Origin of the sequence: Streptomyces durhamensis (assembly GCF_000725475.1) — a bacterium.
GTDB lineage: Bacteria > Actinomycetota > Actinomycetes > Streptomycetales > Streptomycetaceae > Streptomyces > Streptomyces filipinensis.
In genome coordinates, this window is the sequence record NZ_JNXR01000005.1 from 113,517 (window position 1) to 130,788 (window position 17,272).

Below are 17,272 nucleotides of genomic sequence, written 5' to 3' on the forward strand. Positions count from 1 at the left end.
ACGACTAGGCGATCGATCCGGGGAGCATCACCCAGCGCGAGACGACGAAGGTGACCGGGATCGCCGCGGCGGAGGCGACCAACGGAGCGAAACGGCTGCCGGCGTGCAGGACGTCGACGATCACGTACACACCGGCCGTGGTGATGAGGAAATTGGTCACATTGGTCAGCGGGAACAGCAGGAACTTCCGCCAGGTGGGCCGAATGCGGTAGGTGAAGCGGGCATTCAGGAAAAAGGATCCGACCATGCTGAGCGCAAAAGCGAGAATGTGCGCCGCCAGATAGGGCAGCCAGGTGAGGAAGAGAAGGTAGAGGCAGTAATAGGTGGCGGTGTTGATCACACCGACCAAGGCGAAGGTGAGGATCTGTCGCTTCAAGGAATGAGGTCTTTCGTCCGTTCCACGTTGGTCGCCTTCACCAGGAAGTGCGGGCGACCCTTCACCTCGTAGTAGATGCGTCCGGTGTACTCCCCGATCACTCCCAGCATGACCATTTGCACTCCGGCCAGGGCCGTGACGGCGGTGATGATGGTCACATAGCCGGGTGTCTGGACCCCGTGGACGAGCGCCGCGCCCACGATCCAGGCCGTGTAGAGGCCCGCGCACAGCAGCAGGCCCATGCCGAGCCAGAGGGCGGCGCGCAGCGGGCGGTTGTTGAAGGACAGCAGCCCGTCGATGCCGTAGTTGAGCAGGCCGCGCAGGTCCCAGGAACTGCTGCCTGCCTCGCGCGCGGCGTTCTCGTACTCGAAGGTCGTGCTCGGGAAGCCCACCCAGGCGAACAGGCCCTTGGAGAAACGGTTGTACTCGGTCAGGGCCAGCACGGCGTCCACCACGCGGCGCGACAACAGCCGGAAGTCGCCGACGCCGTCGACGAGTTCGACGTCGACCAGGCGGTTGACGAGCCGGTAGTACAGGCGCGCGGTGAGGGTCCGGGCCAGGCGGTCACCAGTGCGGCTGCGCCGGGCGATGACCTGGTCGTGACCGTCCTCGCGCAACTGCACCATCCGCCTGATCAGTTCCGGCGGGTGCTGGAGGTCGGCGTCCATGACGATCACCGAGTCCCCGGAGGCGTGCCGCAGGCCGGCCAGCAGGGCCGCCTCCTTGCCGAAGTTACGGCTGAAGGAGACATAGCGCACCCGTGCGTCACGGTCCGCCAGGTGCTCCAGGACGGTGAGCGTACGGTCGCGGCTGCCGTCGTCCACGTACACGAACTCCATGTCGTGGCCGAGCGGCAGCATTTCGTCGGCGATGCGCTGGACCTGTTCGTGGAAGCGCGCGAGGACGTCTTCCTCGTTGTAGCAGGGCGCGACGATCGATATCAGCATGGCGGGTCCCCCCAGGGGCGCGGTCAGGGTGCGGTGGCGGTCACGCGCTCGTGCGGTGGTGTGGTCGTGGGCGGCACGGGGGCGCGCCGGCGGCGGACGGCAGGGCCCAGGGCGGTGAGCAGGATCAGGGTGACGAGCGAGACGAGCCCGACGGTCGTGCCCAGTCGCAGGCCGGGTGGGTGGAAGGTGCAGGTCAGGCTGGTCGAGGTGGCGTCCAGGGGGACGGCGATCAGACCGTGGTAGTCGCCGGCGGGCCGCGCCGCGTGGTCGCCCGTGGCACACCGCCAGCCGGCGATGCGGGGCGCGGCGACGACCGCGATGCCCTTGCCGGGGGCGGGCAGCCGGGCCCGGAGGGTGCCGTCGGAGACGGTCACCTCCGTGGCGCCGCCGGCCTTCAGCCGGGCTGCGGCCGTGTGCAGCCGGGCGGTGTCCAGGCAGCCGATCGCGCCGGGCGGGAGGCGGCCGGGCCGGTCCGGGGTCAGCTCGATCCGCACACGTCCGGAGGCCGGGGTGCGGCCGAGCGGCTCCATGGCGGCCCGGTCGCGGCCGTCCGCGGACCGGAAGAAGGCGTCCGTGCCGGTGCCGGCGAGCCGTGCGGTGCCGGAGAAGTGCGGCGCCCAGAGGTTCACCTGGGTGCCGGCCGGGCAGCGGGCCGTGACCGCGGGCGCGGCCGTGGCGCTCCCGGAGCCCACGGCGCGGCTGCGGACGGGCCGGCCGGCGTCGTCGTACACGCTGGTGCGGGGCACGGTGTAGACGCGGCTGCCGAGCAGCAGTTCCTGGTTGCGGTACGGCGAGGTGCCGAACGGGGTGGGGTCGGGAGTGGTCCGCACGGTCACCAGGGGCGGCACCTCGCGCCGGGTGACGGTGCTGGAGGCGCTGTCGCCGGGCAGCGCCCCCTGGTGCGGGTCCGGTGGGTTGTGCAGCCGGGCGCCGACCGAGAAGAGGACGTCGGTGACGGCGTTGTCCAGGCTCTGCACACTGCGGCCGCGGGAGGTCCAGCCGCCGCCGAGGGCGGTGAGGGTGCGGCTGAGCACGTCGGAGGTGAGGCTGCTGTAGTACTGGGCGCCCTGACCGCCGACCAGCAGCGGGTCGTTGCCGACGGTCTGTTCGCGGCCGGGGTCGGTGCGGTAGCGGGGCCAGCCGTCGGCCTCGGCGATCGCCGCCGCCTGCCGCTGCTGCCGCTCCCCCCAGGGCGCGTAGTCGTCCAGGTGCTTCATGCGCAGCTTGGTGGCGACGGCGGAGGTGGCGGCGCTCTCGCCGGCCTGGGCCCCGAGGAGGAGTACGACGGCCAGGCCGGCGAGTCGGGTGCGCGGCCCGGCGCGGCCGAGGAGGACGAGTCCGCCCAGGGTGCCGCCGACGGCGAGCAGCAGCACCGGCCAGGTGTGCGCCCGTACCAGCCCGCTGGTGCTCGCGACGGCGGTGATCAGGGCGAGCAGCGCGGCCGCGGCGCCGAGGGCGCGCCGGTCGGGCAGGCCGTACGCCAGGGCGTGCCAGGCGGCGATGACGAGCAGCCCGCACAGGACGAAGGCCTGGCGGTAGGAGCTGCCCTGGGGGGTGGCGAAGGCGTGCCAGAGCAGATGGGTGGGCGCCCACTGCAGGGAGAGGGCGACCCCGAGGACCAGTGTGGTCCAGCCCGCGCGGACCCGGGTGGGGACCGCGCGGTGGAAGGGCAGGGCGAGGGCGAGCACCAGGGCGGTGGTGCCGACGTAGAGGGCCGGGGAGCCGAAGCCGTACGTGGCCGGCAGCAGCCGGGCCAGCAGGTCCTCGCCGGGCACCGGCGTGAACTGCCGCACGCGGCCCGGGTAGGCGTGCCGGGTGCCGAAGTAGATCACGGTGACGAGCGGGGCGGCCAGGCCCACCCCGAGGGCGACGGTGCGGGTGGCGCGGCCGGCCGCCGCGAGCGCCTGACGGCGGGGCGGGCGGGCGAGCAGCAGGCGCAGCAGCAGGACCAGGGCGGCGCCGAGGGTGGCCATGTAGGCGGTGTAGAAGTTGGCGGTCCAGGCGAGGGCGACGACCAGGACGCCCGCGAACCGCCGGCGCCCGGCGCGCGCCCACTCACCGACCAGGCACAGCAGCGGCAGCGCGATCAGGCCGTCGAGCCACATCGGGTTGTAGTCGGCGTCGGCCACGGTCCAGCCGCACAGCGCGTAGGAGACCCCGAGCAGGCCCGCGGCCCACCAGCGGCCGGGCCGCAGGGCGAGCAGCAGCCAGGCCATGGCGGCCGCGGCGGAGGCGATCTTCAGGACGGTGACGGCATAGACGGCGAGGTCGATCCGGTCCCGGGGGAAGACGGCGACGAGCAGGGCGAACGGGCTGCCGAGGTAGGTACCGAGGTCGGGCAGGAAGCTGGAGCCGTCACCGGACTGCCAGTTGACCAGGAGGCCGCCGTCGGCGTGCCCGTGCAGCAGGTCCCACAGGTGGGCGTGGAAGGGCACGTACTGGTTGCCGAGGTCGTTGACGCTGCGGGTGCGGGGACCGAAGGGGTAGCCGCGCGCTAGGACGTCACCGCCGCAGAACGCGGTGATCGCGACGGCCGCGGCGAGCAGGGCGGCGGCCGGCCTCGGGCGGTCCGCCGGCTTCACGCCCTGTCCCTGTCCGTGCGGTGCATTTTCGGCGTTCCCCCACAAAGGTGTGCCCTTCATTTCGCCGACGTAGACGGTTCAAGTTTCCGGTTGGTTGTCCGCGCGCCGAAAAGTGACGTGTCCGCCTCCGAATACGGGAAACAGCGCGTGAATTCGATGACGTACCGGAAAACCTCTGATTTACGGGGGATGTTTTTATGGTGAACCGGCTTTGCGGGCCGCGTAGGCGCGGGCGGCCCGGACCCGGTTGCCGCACTTGGTCGTGCACCAGCGGCGGGCGCCGTGGGAGCGCAGGAACCACCGGCTGCAGCCCTGGGCGGCGCACTCGGTGAGCTGGCCGGCGTCCGCGCCGGTGAGCAGGTCGGCGGCGTCCTCGGCGAGCAGTGAGAACGCGGCCGCGGCCGGGTTTCCGCTGTCGGGCAGGTCGGCGCGGCGCGGGCCGTCGGCGCTCCAGGCGAGCTGGGGGGTGGCGGGCGCGGCGGCGAGGGCGGTGTTGAGGGTGTCGAGGGCGCCGGCGGGCGGGCTGCCCGCGGCGGCGCGGGCCTCGAAGAGGGCGCGCAGCGCCTCGCGCAGGCCGCGCAGCCGGCCGGACTGCCTGCCGTTCAGGTCCACCCGGTCGGGCAGCAGCTCGTGCCGGACCAGCCAGAGGTGCGCGGCCTCGGTGTCGTCGAGCAGGTCGACCTCGCCATGACTGACGGCGAAGCGCGTGTTGACCAGCGCCAGCGACAGGTACCGGTCCTCGCCCGGGACCGGGTGCCGGTGCAGGGAGACAGGGGCCTCGTGATCCACGCTCCTCATGGTAATGCTTGCGGTTCTCCGTGAGGAGGGCTTAGCTTTCCTCACGGAGAACCACCGACAAACCCGTGAGACAGAAACCGTGAGAGGTGAGCCGTCGTGGCCTTCGACGTGCACGCGCTGCGCAAGGACTTCCCCATCCTGGAGCGGACCCTGGACGGCGGCGCCCCGCTCGTCTACCTGGACTCGGGGGCCACCACCCAGAAGCCGCTGCAGGTCCTCGACGCCGAGCGGGACTTCTATCTGCGCCACAACGCGGCCGTGCACCGCGGCGCGCACCAGCTCGCGGGCGAGGCGACGGAGGCGTACGAGCAGGCCCGGCACACCGTCGCCCGGTTCGTCGGCGCCGACGCGGACGAGGTGGTCTTCACCCGGAACACCACCGAGGGCATCAACCTCGTCGCCTACGCGCTGGGCAACTCCGGCCGGCTCGGCCCCGGCGACCGGATCGTGGTGACGGAGATGGAGCACCACGCGAACCTGGTGCCCTGGCAGCAGCTCGCCGAGCGGACCGGGGCCCGGCTCGACTGGTTCGGGCTCACCGACGACGGCCGGCTCGACCTGTCCCGGGCCGATGAGCTGCTGGACGAGCGCACCAGGGTGCTCGCCCTCAGCCACCAGTCCAACGTCCTCGGCACGATCAATCCGGTCCGTGAACTGGCCGACCGCGCCCATGCGTTCGGCACCCTGGTGGTCGTGGACGGCGCCCAGTCCGTGCCGCACCGCCCGGTCGACGTGGCGGAGCTGGGCGCGGACTTCCTCGCCTTCTCCGGCCACAAGATGCTCGGTCCGAACGGCGTCGGCGTGCTGTGGGGCCGGGCGGACCTGCTCGCCGGCCTGCCACCCTTCCTCACCGGCGGCTCGATGATCGAGATCGTGGAGATGGACCGCACCACGTTCCTGCCGCCGCCGCAGCGTTTCGAGGCGGGTGTGCCGATGGCCTCGCAGGCGGTGGGGCTCGCGGCGGCGGTGGAGTACCTGGAGCGGCTGGGCATGGCGGAGGTGGCGGCGTACGAGGACACGCTCACCGCCCGCGCCCTTCAGCTGCTGGCCGAGGTCCCGGGCGTCCGGATCGTCGGCCCGGCCGGCCTCGCCGACCGTGGTTCGGCCGTGTCCTTCACGGTCGACGGCATCCATCCGCACGACGTCGGCCAGGTGCTGGACGAGCGGGGCGTGGCCGTCCGCGTCGGCCACCACTGCGCCCGCCCGATCGTCAAGCGGTACGGCATCCCGGCGACGACCCGGGCGAGCTTCTACGTCTACAACACCCCGGACGAGGTGGACGCGCTGGTGGAGGGGGTCCGGGCGGCCCAGAAGTACTTCGGAGGATGATCGGCGAACCGGCTTGACCTGGAGCACACTCCAGGTTCTACCGTTCTTGTCATGACCAGCGGACACCCCCTCCCGCAGGACCGGGAACCGTCGTTGACCATCGCCCAGGTGGCCGAGCGGACGGGCCTGAGCCACGACACCCTGCGCTACTACGAGAAGGCCGGGCTGATCGAGCGGGTCGGCCGCACCACCGGCAACCAGCGGCGCTACGACACCGCCGACCTGGCCTGGCTGGAGTTCCTGCTGCGGCTGCGCGAGACCGGTATGTCGATCGCCGACATGCAGTGCTTCGCGCGGCTGCGGGCGGAGGGGGACACGACGGTCGCCGACCGGCTCGCGATGCTCCGTGAGCACCGCGCCGACCTGGCCGGACGCATCCGGGCGCTCAGGCGCAACGCGGCCGCGCTGGACGACAAGATCGATCACTACGAACGACTGCTGCACGAGCGGCAGACGGGGACGGACGGACCGGCATGAGCGAGAGCACCACCCGTGACGAGCGTTTCACCCGCGGCCTGGAGGTTCTGAGGAAGGTCGACGGCGAGGCCGGGCAGCGGGTCGTCGACTCGCTCGCCGACATCAGCCCCGAGCTGGGCCACCAGATCGTCGCCTGGGCCTTCGGGGAGATCTACGACCGGCCCGCACTCGCCCCGCGCGACCGCCAGCTGGTCACCCTGGGCATGCTCACCGCGCTCGGCGGCTGCGAGGCCCAGCTGGACGTCCATGTGAACGCGGCCCTGAACGTGGGACTCACCCCGGAGCAGATCACCGAGGCGCTGCTGCACTCGGCCGTCTACTGCGGCATACCGAAGGCGCTGAACGCCACCTTCGCCGCGAAGAAGGTCTTCGCCGAGCGCGGGCTGCTGCCGCTCGGACAGCAGCCCGCAGGCGAGAACGCGGCTGCCTCCGCCTGAGTCCTTGCTCGAAATATCAGATACCGGTCAGCACTTCGAACGGCAAGATGGGGAGGGGGGTATGAGCACGTCAATGGGGCGTGCACGACAGGGAGGCATGACGATGGGCGCGTTCTGGCCCGTGGCCGACGTCCTCGCCCATCTCGCCGGGCGCTGGCAGGTCGAACGCAGCGTGCGGGACCTGGCGAGCGGCGACGAGGGACGCTTCGAGGGGATCACCGTGTTCCGTCCGCTGCCGGACGGCGGGCTGCTGCACGAGGAGTCCGGAACCTTCACCTGGCGGGGCGTCGCGCGCCCGGCGAGCCGCACGCTCCGCTTCCTGCCGGGGCCCGTGCCGGGTACGGCGGACGTGCGCTTCGCGGACGGCCGGCCCTTCCACGAGCTGGACCTGACGTCGGGACGGTACGTCGCCGGCCACCCCTGCGCGGCCGACCTCTACCGGGGCGAGTTCACCGTCCGGGACGCCGACCACTGGCGCGCCGTGTGGCGGGTCGGCGGCCCGGCGAAGGATCTGGTGCTGACCACGGACTACGTCCGCGAGGACTGAGCGCGGACCCCGTCGAGGCGCAGGTTCCAGCGGCCCGCGCGGCCGGTGACGGTGGACGCGGACAGCGGCCGGACGTCGATGTTCCAGTAGGTCGAGGGCGGCGCCTTCAGGGCGTAGACCAGGGCCGCGCGGATCACGGCGGGCTCGGCCACGGCGACGATCCGGCCGGCGTCGTCCACCGGCCGGGTGTCCAGCCAGCCGCCGACCCGGGAGATGAAGCCCAGCAGGGACTCACCACCGTGCGGGGTGGCGCGCGGGTCGGCGAGCCAGGCGTCGACCGCCTCGGGCTCCCGGGCCATCGCCTCGCCCAGGGTCATCCCGCGCCAGCGGCCCATGTCGCAGTCCCGCAGGGCGAGCTGGACCAGCGGGGCGTACCCCAGCGCGTCGCCGGTGGCCCGGCTGCGCGGGGTCGGCGAGCAGTAGCGCAGCTCGGCCGCCGCCAGCGGCATCAGGTCCCCGGCGACGCGCTGGACCTCGTCCCAGCCGGCCTGGTCCAGCGGCCGGTCGTCATCGAAGCGCTCCGCGAGCAGCGGGGCGCTGCGCGCGGCGGCGACGAACGTCACCCTCAGTGGCATGCGGTGATGGTGAGCCGCGAGGGAGGACAGGTCAAGGGCTGTCGGCTGTGCGTCACAGCGGGTGTGCGGCCGGTCACCGCGGCGCCGGCCTACGCGAAGGGGTGCACCATCCACTGGTCGGGGCGGTCCAGCGGCCGGAAGCCCGCCTTCTCGTACACCCCGTGGGCGTCCGCCGTGGCGAGCAGCATGCGGCGCAGCCCGTAGGGCGCCAGGTGGTCGCGGATGCGGCCGACGAAGGCGGTGCCGACGCCCTTGCCGCGCACGGAGGGGTCCACGTACACATCGGCGAGCCAGGCGAACACCGCCTGGTCGGTGACCACGCGGGCGTACGCCACCTGCTCCCCCGACGCCCGGTCGTACACGCCGAAGTTCAGCGAGGACGCCATCGCCCGCTCGTGCTTCTCGCGGGGCCGCCCGATCGCCCAGTAGGCGTCGGTCGACAGCCACCCGTGGACGCGGTCGACGTCGACGCGCGCGGTGTCGGCGGAGAACTCGTAGCGGTCAGGGAGGGCGGGTGTGTCGTTCACGGTCCGGATCCTCACAGGCCGAGGCCGGGACGTCGACCGGATTTCGCCGTCTGCGCGCCCTGGAACACCTCGTCGCAGGCCTTCCGCAGGCGCCGTACCCCTTCGACGATCTCCCCGGTCCCGGCGACCGCGGCGAAGCTCAGGCGGAGGTGGGCGGCGGGGGGTTCGGCGCTGAAGTAGGGGCGGCCGGGGGTGAGGGCGACGCCCACGCGAAGGGCGGCCTCGGTCAGCGCGGACTCCCCCTCGGTGCCGTCGGGCAGGCGCAGCCAGAGGTGGTAGCCGCCGGACGGGATGTGAGGCAGGGCGAGCTCGGGCAGGTGTGCCGCGAGCGCGCCCGTCATGGCGTCGCGGCGGGTCTTCAGCTCGGCCGACAGGTTCCGTAGATGGCGGGGCCAGGCCGGGGAGCCGACCAGTTCCAGGGCCGCCTCCTGCAGCGGCCGGGGGACGAAGAAGCTGTCCACGACCTGGATGGCGCGCAGCCGTTCCAGCACCGGGCCGCGCGCGGCCAGTGCGCTCACCCGGAAGCTGGGCGAGGTCGCCTTGGTCAGCGAGCCGACGTGCACGACCACCCCGTCCGGGTCGTCGGCGGCCAGCGGGCGGGGCAGCGGGCCCGCGTCGGCGTGCACCAGGCGCCGCACGAAGTCGTCCTCGACGACGAAGGCGCCGGCCTCGCGGGCGATGCGCAGCACCTCGGCGCGCCGGCCGGGGGCCAGGACGGCACCGGTCGGGTTCTGGAACAGCGGCTGGCAGACGAACACCCGGGCGCCGCTGGCCCGGAAGGCGTCGGCGAGCAGTTCGGGGCGTACGCCGTCGGGGTCGACGGGCACCGGTACGGGCCGCAGGCCGGCGGCGCGGGCGAGGGCCAGCATCCCGGGGTAGGTGGGCGACTCGACGAGTACCGGGGCGCCGGGCTGGGCGAGCGCGCGCAGGGCGGTGGCCAGGGCGGCCTGACCGCCCGCCGCGATCAGCACCTCGGCCGCCGTGACGGCGCCGCCGATACCGCGCGCGAACCACTCCCGCAGCTCCGGCAGTCCCTCCAGCGGAGGCCTGCCCCAGGCGCCCGGCCGCCGCCCGGCCCGGGCCAGGGCCGCCGCCATGGCCCGCTCGGGCTGGAGGGAGGGATGCGGATAGCCGCCGTTGAACTCCAGCACGCCGGGCGGCGGCGCGGCCAGCGAGACGGTGACCCCGGAGGCGTCGACCGTGCGCGGTACGAGGCCGGCGGCGCCGTCGGCGCTCAGCGCGACCTCCTGCCAGGAGGTGTCCCCGGCCGGCGTCTCCGCCGGACGCGGCCCGGCCCGGAACGCACCGGCTCCGGGCCGGGTCACCACGAGCCCCTCGGCGGCCAGCTGGGCGAGGGCGCGCGAGACGGTCACCGGGCTCACACGGAACCGCTCGACCAGCGCCCGACTCGACGGGAGCTTTCCACCGGGTGAGTAGCGGTGAAGCTCCCGACGAAGCTCTTCTGCCAGTTCACCGACACTGCTACGCTGGTTCATGAGAACACAGAGTAGCGCTACTATTCCGAGCCCGATAGCAGTCACCGCTCCCCGAGAGCGCCGCGGTCTCGGTACCGGCCTCGCCGCACTCGGCGTCGCCTCCTTCTCCCTGACCTTCCCGGCCACCGCCTGGGGTCTGGAGAGCTTCGGGCCGTGGTCGCTGGTGGCCGTGCGCAGTGTCCTCGCCGCCCTCGTGGCCGGCGGCTGTCTGCTCGCTCTCCGGGTTCCGCTGCCCGAGCGCCGGCATCTGCCGGGTCTCGCCGTGGTCGCCGCCGGTGTGGTGCTCGGCTTCCCGATGCTGACCACCCTCGCCCTGCAGACCTCCACCACCGCGCACGCCGCCGTCGTGGTGGGCCTGCTGCCGTTGACCACCGCCGTGTTCTCCGCCCTGCGCACCGGCAGCCGCCCCTCGCGCCGGTTCTGGCAGGCCGCGCTGGCGGGAGCCGCGGCCGTGGTCGCCTTCACCGTCGCGCAGAGCGGCGGCGCGCTCACGGCCGCCGACGGCTATCTGTTCGCGGCCCTGCTGGTGTGCGCGGCCGGCTACACCGAGGGCGGCCGCCTCGCCCGGGTCATGCCGGGCTGGCAGGTCATCGGCTGGGCGCTGGTGCTGTGCCTGCCGCTGAGCGTGCCCGCCGCCGCGGTGGCGCTGACGTACGAACCCGTGACTCTCACCGGGCACGGCATCGCGGGCCTGCTGTGGGTGGCGCTCGGCTCGCAGTTCCTCGGCCTGCTCGTCTGGTACCGGGGCATGGCGGCCATCGGCATCCCCCGGGCGAGCCAGTTGCAGTTGGCTCAGCCCCTGCTCACACTGGTGTGGTCGGCGCTGCTGCTGGGCGAGCATTTCACCGCGGCCGCACCCCTGACCGCCGTCGCCGTGCTCGTGTGCATCGCCGTCACCCAACGGTCGTGATCTTGAGGAGGGCCTGCAGATGCATGCATCCAAGGGTGACCGTCTTGTCCAGCACGGCAGGGTGGTCGGCCAACACGACCAGGTCTCGGAAGTGGTCGAGGTCCTGGGCTCGGAGGGCAACCCGCCGTACCGCGTCCGGTTCGAGGACGGGCATGAGGCGATCATGTCCCCCGGACCCGACTGCCAGGTCAAGCACCGGGACGAGCGGGCGCTCGATCAGCGGGGCGGCCTCGCCGATCGCCCGTAGTGATCGGCGATCACACGTGACATCGCCCCGATCGGGTCGGCCGCCACGTCCTTGGCGGCGAAGAACACATGCCCGCGCACCTGCGGGTGGCGGGCGGCGAGGGTGAGGTGCCGGGACAGCTCGACCGGGTCCTGCCAGGCCGACGGCTGCCCGGCGACCCCGGCCTTGTACAGGGCCTCGCCGAGGTACAGGTGTGTGGCGGTGCCCTCCGCGACCGACGCCCACCAGTCGGCCAGCTTCGCGTAGTCGGCGGCGGCGAAGCCGATGTTCCAGTAGAGCTGCGGGACGATGTAGTCGATCCAGTGCTCGCGTACCCAGGTACGGGTGTCCGCGTACAGGTCGTCGTACGTCTGCACGCCCGCCCGGGTGTCCGAGCCCAGCGGGTCGGTGGCGGCGTTGCGCCACACCCCGAAGGGGCTGATCCCGAACCGGGTGCCGGGCCGGACCTCCTGGATGCCGGCGGCCATCTCCTTCACCAGCAGGTCGACGTTGTCCCGCCGCCACGCCGCGCGGCTGGAGAAGTCGACGCCGTACCGGTCGTAGGCGGCGTCGTCGTCGAAGGTCTGCCCGGCCACCGGGTAGGGGTAGAAGTAGTCGTCGAAGTGGACGGCGTCGACCGGGTACCGGGCGACCGCGTCGAGCATCGCCTGCTGGACGAAGGCGCGGACCTCCGGCAGGCCCGGGTCGTAGAACAGCTTCCCGCCGTAGCCCACCACCCAGTCGGGGTGCTCGCGGGCCGGGTGCGAGGCGGCGAGCCGGCCGGGGTCGGCGTGGTTCGCGACCCGGTAGGGGTTGAACCAGGCGTGCAGCTCCAGGCCCCGGGCGTGGGCCTCCTGCACGGCGGTGTCCAGCGGGTCCCAGCCGGGGTCGCGGCCCTGGGTGCCGGTGAGGTACTCGGCCCAGGGCTCGTAGGGGGACGGCCACAGGGCGTCGGCGGTGGGCCGCACCTGGAAGATCACGGTGTTGAGCCGGTCGCGGGCGGCCTTGTCGAGGTGCGCGATCAGCTCCTTGCGCTGCTCGGCGGCGGTGAGCCCGGGCCGCGAGGGCCAGTCCCGGTTGGACACCGTCGCGAGCCACACGCCCCGCATCTCGCTGCCGGCGCGTGGCCGGCGAGCCGGTGCCGCCGCCGCGCCCGGCGCCATGACCAGCGGCGACAGCGCCGCCAGAGTGAAGGCCCGCCGTGACAGCCGCTCCATCCGCACACCCCCGTACACTCCGGATCCGCTCCGTCACGGATCGTTTCGCGCCCCAGGATGCCCCCACCCGGCCGATCGATCATCGATACTTGGCGGTAACGTGCACGATCGGAGCAGGCGCCGAACCCGGAGGTCTGCCAGCGAGTGCGGGAACACCAGCGAAGGGGACGATGTGACGGGCTTCCCATCGGGAGACATTGCGCGGGTCGGAGTCGTGGGCTGCGGCCAGATGGGCGCGGGCATCGCCGAGGTGTGCGCCCGCTCCGGACTGGACGTGAGGGTCGCCGAGACCACCGGCGAGGCCCTGGAGATCGGCCGCACCCGGCTGCTCAACTCCCTGACCAAGGCCGCCGAGCGCGGCAAGATCACCGAGGAGGAGCGGGACGCCACGCAGGCGCGGCTGAGCTTCACCACCGACCTGGGCGAGTTCGCCGACCGGGACCTGGTGATCGAGGCCGTCGTCGAGAACGAGCAGGTGAAGACCGAGATCTTCCAGGTGCTCGACCAGGTGGTGACCCGCGCGGACGCGATCCTCGCCTCCAACACCTCCTCGATCCCGCTGGTGAAGCTGGCGGTCGCCACCTCCCGCCCGGACCACGTGGTCGGCATCCATTTCTTCAACCCGGCCCCGGTGCAGAAGCTGGTCGAGCTGATCCCGGCGCTCACCACCTCCGAGGGCACCCTCAGCCGCGCCCAGGTCTTCGCCGAGAAGGTGCTCGGCAAGCACGCGATCCGCGCTCAGGACCGCTCCGGTTTCGTGGTCAACGCGCTGCTGGTGCCGTACCTGCTCTCCGCGATCCGGATGTTCGAGTCGGGCATCGCCAGCCGTGAGGACATCGACAACGGCATGGAGATGGGCTGCGCCCACCCGATGGGCCCGCTGAAGCTGTCCGACCTGATCGGCCTGGACACCATCGTCTCCATCGCCAACTCGATGTACGCCGAGTACAAGGAGCCGCTGTACGCCGCTCCCCCGCTGCTGCAGCGGATGGTCGAGGCGGGCCGGCTGGGGCGGAAGACCGGGTCGGGCTTCTACACCTATGGCTGATCGCCGCATGTGAGACAGATGGGCCCGGCACCTGGACCAGGTGCCGGGCCCATCTGTTTCACACGCGGTGTGCGCGCCGGGCACGCATATGCCCCTCGCACACACTACCCAGCCGCCCACCAGGCGAGTTCACTCTTTATGCCCATGCAAGGAAAGCGGGACCCACACGTTCGACTACACAAAGGAGTGGACACGTGACCGCCGATCGGGAGCTTCCCGTGGTCCATGGAGAACTCGCAGAGTTACGGCGCCGCCTCGACGTGGCCTACGCCCGTGTCGAGGGAGGGCTGGCGCTGCTCAGTCACCGCACCGAGGAGACCACCAAGGAACTGGACGAGTTGAACACCCGCTTGACCTCGCTGGAACAGGCGCGCTGGCCACTGCCCTCGCTCGCCGCACTCACCTCGCTGGCCGCACTGCTCGTGACGGTCTGGCAGGCGTTGGCCCGCTAACCGTCCGCCAGCCTGAGGTGGTGCAGCAGGAGTAACGCGGCCGCCATGTTGGCGGCCGGAACCTCCCCACGGGCGATCAGGTCGGGGACGACTTTGAGGGGGACCCATTCACGGCGGTCCGACTCGAAGTCGTCCACGGGGTGCCCGACATACTCGCCCTGGTCGGACCAGTAGACGTGGTGCCGGGCGTCGGTCAGACCGTTGGACGGCTCCACGGTCATGAGGTGGTGCAGCGGTCCCGGCCGCCAGCCTGTCTCTTCCTCCAGCTCCCGCGCCGCCGCGCTCACGACGTCCTCGCCGTCCTCGACGACGCCCGCGGCCAGTTCCCAGCCCCAGCTGTCGGTGATGAAACGGTGCCGCCACAGCAGGAGAACCTCGTTGGCCTCGTTGACCACCGTGGCCACGGCCACCGGCCGGAGCCGAATCAGGAAGTGGTCGAGGTGCCTGCCGTCCGGCAGCTCCACATCCGCCAGATTGACGCTGAACCAGCGGTTCGCATACACAGTTTGTTCGCTCTGTTTCGTCCACTGCACGGTTCTGCCACCTTCCGCCGCGTAAGTGGCAATATCGCAGCAGAGACTTGTCCAGGCCTACACCACGGCCGACGGAGTCCTAAAGCGGTACGCGCAGTGCCCCGTCGATGAGTTCGGCGGCCTCGGCGGCGTCGGCCGAGTCGCAGCGCGCCAGATGGTCGCGTACCGCGCGCAGTCTGTCGCGCAGCCGCTGGGACTCCATCCCACGGGCCTGCTCGGCCATCTGCACGGCGGTCGCCGACGCCTTGTCGGCGTTGCCCTGGCGCAGCTCGATGGTGCTGAGCATGGCGAGCCGGTGCACGCGCCCGCGGTCGTGGGCGGGGTTGTCGACCGCCGCCGCGGCATGCTCCCGGGCGGCGGCCAGCTCGCCGAGGCTCAGCAGCGCCTCGGCCACCTGCACATTGACCAGTCCCGGCTGGACATAGCCCGTCTCATCGGGCTCGTACCCGCGCCGGATGCGTTCAGCCGCGGTCTCCGCGCGCCGGATGCACGACAGGGCGCTGCCGGAGTCGCCGAGGTGGGCATAGGCCTTGGCCTGCATCGCGTACAGGTCCGAGGCCAGCGCCGGGGTGATGTGCTTGCCGGCGGCCCGCAGCGCGGCCTCGGCGAAGGCGACGGCCTGCCGGAACTCCCGCATGAACAGCGACTGGTTGACCAGCAGGGCTATCACATAGGCGCCAAGGCCCCGGTCGCCGCTGGCCTTTGCCAGCCGCAGCGCCTGGTGGAAGTAGCGCTGGGCGAGTCCGTGGGCGTCGGAGTCGTACGCGCAGATACCGGCGATGGCCACCAACCCGCCGGTGGCCCGGTGCAGTTGACGTCCGGTCGCGTCGGTGTAGCTGCCGCGCAGCAGGGGGGCCGCCTCTGCGTTGAGGAAGCCGACGATCCGGGTGCGGGTCGCGATGCCGCCGGCCTTGCGGTACATCTGCTCGTAGTGCGTACGGGCCGCGCGCAGCGTGTCGATGTCCGCCGCGGTGACCCGGTGCAGGCCGCCCCGGGACACATCGACGTCCTCGGGCGGGTTCTCCCACTCCCACACCGGCATGACGGCCGGGGTGCCGGTGACGGCGGGGGCGCCGAGCACATGCGGCCGCTCCTGTTCGTCGGACCGCCACAGCGCGGTGGCGCGTTCGACGAAGCCGTTGAGCGACCCGGCGTGCGGTGTGCTCGGCTCACCCGGCACTCCGAGGCCGATGTCGTCCAGGGTGACCGGCCGGTGCAGGCGCGCGGCCAGCACCTCGCAGATCAGGTCGGGCACCTGGCCGCGCGGGCGCTGGCCCTTCAGCCAGCGCGCCACGGCGGTGTGTTCGTACCGCAGAGCGAGGCCCCGTTTCCGGCCCGCCTGGTTGACGTGGGCGGCGAGACCGGCGTGTGAGATCCCCGCCTCGTCCAGGATCGCGTCGAGCAGAGTGTTCGGCTGCATGGGATGCCCCCCGGGTGGCCTGGTGCGGTCAGCGTAGTGACTCCGCCTTCACACGGGGTGTGAACGAAGTACTCGCATCCGCGCTGTACACGCGTTGTCGCTCAGCGTGTTCCGCCGGTTGACTGGGGATCCGGCCAAGCCGCCGGCTCCCCCTCGAAAAGCGGTGGCTTGGCCGGGTCGGGCGACCACGGGCTAGCGGCGCGTGGTCGGCTGGGGGTCCGTGGGGGCCTGCCGGGCCGCTCCCCGCGCCCCTGGGCAGGAGAGCTTGCCCCTCGTGCGATCGTTCCGCAGGACCAGGACCGCTATGTCGTCCCTCGGACCGTTGGACGTGTGGTGCAGGAGGGCGGCGAAGAGCGTGCGCAGGACCGTCTGGGGCGAGACCGGCTGATCGCGTACGGCCTCACGCAGGGCCGTCGGCAGGGAGAAGAACCGGCCCTTGGCGTCCCGTGCGTCCTCCACACCGTCGGTGAAGAGGACCAGGCAGTCACCGGGGAGCAGGTGGCCACAGGGGTGGGCCTCCAGGTCCTTCGGCAGCGGGAAGGGGCCCAGCGGCGGAAGCGGATCCAGCCCGCTCAACGGCTCGACCCGCACACCGTCGATCCGATACGGCCATGGATGGCCGCAGTTGAGGGCCCGCAGCCCGCCCTCCCCGTCGATCTCCAGGAGCACCAGGGTGACGAACTCCTCGGCGATCGGGTGGTCGGGGTCCGGACCGCCGTGCGCGGGGTGTTCGGCGCGGGCCCGTTCGCGTAGGTGCCGGCCGAGCGCACGCTCCAGCCGGCGCAGGACGCCGCCGAGTTCGGGCTCGTCATGGGCCGCCTCGCGGAAGCTGCCGAGGACGGCGGCGACGGTACCGAGGGCGGCCAGACCGTGCCCTCGTACGTCCCCCATCACCACCCGCACCCCGTGCTCGGTGGCGATCGCCTCGTACAGATCGCCGCCGACACACGCGCCCCGCTCCGCGGAGAGCTGGGCGGCTGCGAGGACCAGCCCGTCGAGACGTGGCGGCAGCGGACGCAGGACGACGCTCTGCGCCGCCCGTGCCACCCGGCGGGCCTGCCGCAGCTCACGCAGCAGGGCGCGGCGGACGTGGAGTATCAGCCCGGCACCCACGGCGAAGAACACGGCGCTGGTGACGACACGCGCGCCGACCCCGTCCTGCTGGGCGCTCGGACAGCCCCACTTGTAGCCGACCGCCACGGCTCCCCAGAGCATGGTCAGTACGACTCCACGCGCGGTGGGCGCCCGTGCCTTGATGCGGTTCATGCCTCTGGTCCCCCAAGTGGGCCCTGACAGAGCAGACGGACCGACCCCGAAAGGCCGGTCCGATTCTGTCCACGGCAGGGCTCCGGGCGGACCGGATCACCTCCGATGA

General features: G+C 72.3%; 19 protein-coding genes. 8 read left to right on the top strand and 11 right to left on the bottom strand.

All coding sequences use genetic code 11. The features are described from left to right. Nucleotides 1-4: 4 nt before the first annotated feature. The 4 genes from IO33_RS0108265 to IO33_RS0108280 form a co-directional block, all read right to left on the bottom strand. Nucleotides 5-376 carry a GtrA family protein gene (locus IO33_RS0108265; RefSeq protein ID WP_031161960.1) on the bottom strand — a complete coding sequence of 124 codons (372 nt, stop codon included), beginning with the start codon at nt 374-376 and terminating at the stop codon, nt 5-7. After that, entirely contained in the window at nt 373-1,323 is a 951-nt protein-coding gene (locus IO33_RS0108270; RefSeq protein ID WP_031161963.1) for a glycosyltransferase family 2 protein, read from the bottom strand. Before IO33_RS0108270 ends, IO33_RS0108265 begins: the two co-directional genes overlap by 4 nt. 23 nt (nt 1,324-1,346) lie before the next feature. Beyond that, nucleotides 1,347-3,905 (bottom strand): YfhO family protein, encoded by a 2,559-nt coding sequence (locus tag IO33_RS0108275; RefSeq protein WP_031161965.1) that lies wholly within the window; start codon nt 3,903-3,905, stop codon nt 1,347-1,349. Between the two features lie 195 nt (nt 3,906-4,100). Further along, nucleotides 4,101-4,703, bottom strand: coding sequence for an ABATE domain-containing protein (locus tag IO33_RS0108280; RefSeq protein WP_245235735.1), 603 nt, complete (start codon nt 4,701-4,703; stop codon nt 4,101-4,103). 96 nt (nt 4,704-4,799) lie between these two features. Here IO33_RS0108280 and IO33_RS0108285 point away from each other — a divergent pair, with 96 nt between their 5' ends. From IO33_RS0108285 to IO33_RS0108300, 4 genes are all read left to right on the top strand, one after another. After that, nucleotides 4,800-6,032: a cysteine desulfurase gene (locus IO33_RS0108285; RefSeq protein WP_031161969.1), complete on the top strand. Its 1,233-nt coding sequence runs from the start codon at nt 4,800-4,802 to the stop codon at nt 6,030-6,032. A 51-nt stretch (nt 6,033-6,083) separates the two neighbouring features. Next, a complete protein-coding gene (locus IO33_RS0108290; RefSeq protein ID WP_031161971.1) occupies nt 6,084-6,509 on the top strand; it encodes a MerR family transcriptional regulator in 426 nt (141 codons plus the stop codon). Continuing rightward, on the top strand, nt 6,506-6,946 hold the full coding sequence (locus IO33_RS0108295; RefSeq protein ID WP_031161973.1) for a carboxymuconolactone decarboxylase family protein: 441 nt from the start codon (nt 6,506-6,508) through the stop codon (nt 6,944-6,946). The genes IO33_RS0108290 and IO33_RS0108295 overlap by 4 nt, the downstream gene beginning before the upstream one ends. Before the next feature lie 103 nt (nt 6,947-7,049). Then, on the top strand, nt 7,050-7,493 hold the full coding sequence (locus IO33_RS0108300; RefSeq protein ID WP_031161976.1) for a DUF6314 family protein: 444 nt from the start codon (nt 7,050-7,052) through the stop codon (nt 7,491-7,493). Here IO33_RS0108300 and IO33_RS0108305 read toward each other — a convergent pair. The 3 genes from IO33_RS0108305 to IO33_RS0108315 all read right to left on the bottom strand — a co-directional run bounded on the left by IO33_RS0108305 (nt 7,475) and on the right by IO33_RS0108315 (nt 10,091). Next, nucleotides 7,475-8,068 carry a histidine phosphatase family protein gene (locus IO33_RS0108305; protein ID WP_031161978.1) on the bottom strand — a complete coding sequence of 198 codons (594 nt, stop codon included), beginning with the start codon at nt 8,066-8,068 and terminating at the stop codon, nt 7,475-7,477. The genes IO33_RS0108300 and IO33_RS0108305 overlap by 19 nt on opposite strands. Before the next feature lie 89 nt (nt 8,069-8,157). Continuing rightward, entirely contained in the window at nt 8,158-8,595 is a 438-nt protein-coding gene (locus tag IO33_RS0108310; protein ID WP_031161980.1) for a GNAT family N-acetyltransferase, read from the bottom strand. Nucleotides 8,596-8,606: 11 nt separating this feature from the next. Next, entirely contained in the window at nt 8,607-10,091 is a 1,485-nt protein-coding gene (locus IO33_RS0108315; protein WP_031161982.1) for an aminotransferase-like domain-containing protein, read from the bottom strand. Here IO33_RS0108315 and IO33_RS0108320 point away from each other — a divergent pair. Both IO33_RS0108320 and IO33_RS0108325 read left to right on the top strand, forming a co-directional pair. Continuing rightward, nucleotides 10,090-11,001, top strand: a complete 912-nt coding sequence (locus IO33_RS0108320) for a DMT family transporter (RefSeq protein WP_031161985.1) — start codon at nt 10,090-10,092, stop codon at nt 10,999-11,001. The two genes, IO33_RS0108315 and IO33_RS0108320, sit on opposite strands and share 2 nt — an antisense overlap. 19 nt (nt 11,002-11,020) lie before the next feature. Beyond that, nucleotides 11,021-11,248 (top strand): DUF1918 domain-containing protein, encoded by a 228-nt coding sequence (locus IO33_RS0108325; RefSeq protein WP_031161986.1) that lies wholly within the window; start codon nt 11,021-11,023, stop codon nt 11,246-11,248. Here IO33_RS0108325 and IO33_RS0108330 read toward each other — a convergent pair. Next, entirely contained in the window at nt 11,218-12,444 is a 1,227-nt protein-coding gene (locus IO33_RS0108330; RefSeq protein ID WP_031161989.1) for a glycoside hydrolase family 10-like protein, read from the bottom strand. The genes IO33_RS0108325 and IO33_RS0108330 overlap by 31 nt on opposite strands. Nucleotides 12,445-12,616: 172 nt before the next feature. Between IO33_RS0108330 and IO33_RS0108335 the strand changes: the two genes are divergently transcribed. After that, a complete protein-coding gene (locus tag IO33_RS0108335) occupies nt 12,617-13,492 on the top strand; it encodes a 3-hydroxybutyryl-CoA dehydrogenase (RefSeq protein ID WP_031161991.1) in 876 nt (291 codons plus the stop codon). A 194-nt stretch (nt 13,493-13,686) separates the two neighbouring features. Beyond that, nucleotides 13,687-13,944 carry a hypothetical protein gene (locus IO33_RS0108340; protein WP_031161993.1) on the top strand — a complete coding sequence of 86 codons (258 nt, stop codon included), beginning with the start codon at nt 13,687-13,689 and terminating at the stop codon, nt 13,942-13,944. Here IO33_RS0108340 and IO33_RS0108345 read toward each other — a convergent pair. The 3 genes from IO33_RS0108345 to IO33_RS0108355 all read right to left on the bottom strand — a co-directional run bounded on the left by IO33_RS0108345 (nt 13,941) and on the right by IO33_RS0108355 (nt 17,163). Beyond that, nucleotides 13,941-14,477, bottom strand: coding sequence for an NUDIX hydrolase (locus tag IO33_RS0108345; RefSeq protein ID WP_031161995.1), 537 nt, complete (start codon nt 14,475-14,477; stop codon nt 13,941-13,943). The two genes, IO33_RS0108340 and IO33_RS0108345, sit on opposite strands and share 4 nt — an antisense overlap. 79 nt (nt 14,478-14,556) lie before the next feature. Continuing rightward, nucleotides 14,557-15,897, bottom strand: a complete 1,341-nt coding sequence (locus IO33_RS0108350; RefSeq protein WP_031161997.1) for an NsdA family TPR-like regulatory protein — start codon at nt 15,895-15,897, stop codon at nt 14,557-14,559. 192 nt (nt 15,898-16,089) lie between these two features. Next, nucleotides 16,090-17,163, bottom strand: coding sequence for a PP2C family protein-serine/threonine phosphatase (locus tag IO33_RS0108355; protein WP_031162000.1), 1,074 nt, complete (start codon nt 17,161-17,163; stop codon nt 16,090-16,092). Nucleotides 17,164-17,272 lie beyond the last annotated feature (109 nt).

Coding starts and splice junctions, on each gene's coding strand:
- IO33_RS0108295 (WP_031161973.1), top strand. CDS start 6,506: ATGAGCGAGAGCACCACCCGTGACGAGCGTTTCACCCGCGGCCTGGAG.
- IO33_RS0108280 (WP_245235735.1), bottom strand. CDS start 4,703: ATGAGGAGCGTGGATCACGAGGCCCCTGTCTCCCTGCACCGGCACCCG.
- IO33_RS0108355 (WP_031162000.1), bottom strand. CDS start 17,163: ATGAACCGCATCAAGGCACGGGCGCCCACCGCGCGTGGAGTCGTACTG.
- IO33_RS0108305 (WP_031161978.1), bottom strand. CDS start 8,068: ATGCCACTGAGGGTGACGTTCGTCGCCGCCGCGCGCAGCGCCCCGCTG.
- IO33_RS0108290 (WP_031161971.1), top strand. CDS start 6,084: ATGACCAGCGGACACCCCCTCCCGCAGGACCGGGAACCGTCGTTGACC.
- IO33_RS0108325 (WP_031161986.1), top strand. CDS start 11,021: ATGCATGCATCCAAGGGTGACCGTCTTGTCCAGCACGGCAGGGTGGTC.
- IO33_RS0108270 (WP_031161963.1), bottom strand. CDS start 1,323: ATGCTGATATCGATCGTCGCGCCCTGCTACAACGAGGAAGACGTCCTC.
- IO33_RS0108320 (WP_031161985.1), top strand. CDS start 10,090: ATGAGAACACAGAGTAGCGCTACTATTCCGAGCCCGATAGCAGTCACC.
- IO33_RS0108350 (WP_031161997.1), bottom strand. CDS start 15,897: ATGCAGCCGAACACTCTGCTCGACGCGATCCTGGACGAGGCGGGGATC.
- IO33_RS0108330 (WP_031161989.1), bottom strand. CDS start 12,444: ATGGAGCGGCTGTCACGGCGGGCCTTCACTCTGGCGGCGCTGTCGCCG.
- IO33_RS0108315 (WP_031161982.1), bottom strand. CDS start 10,091: ATGAACCAGCGTAGCAGTGTCGGTGAACTGGCAGAAGAGCTTCGTCGG.
- IO33_RS0108300 (WP_031161976.1), top strand. CDS start 7,050: ATGGGCGCGTTCTGGCCCGTGGCCGACGTCCTCGCCCATCTCGCCGGG.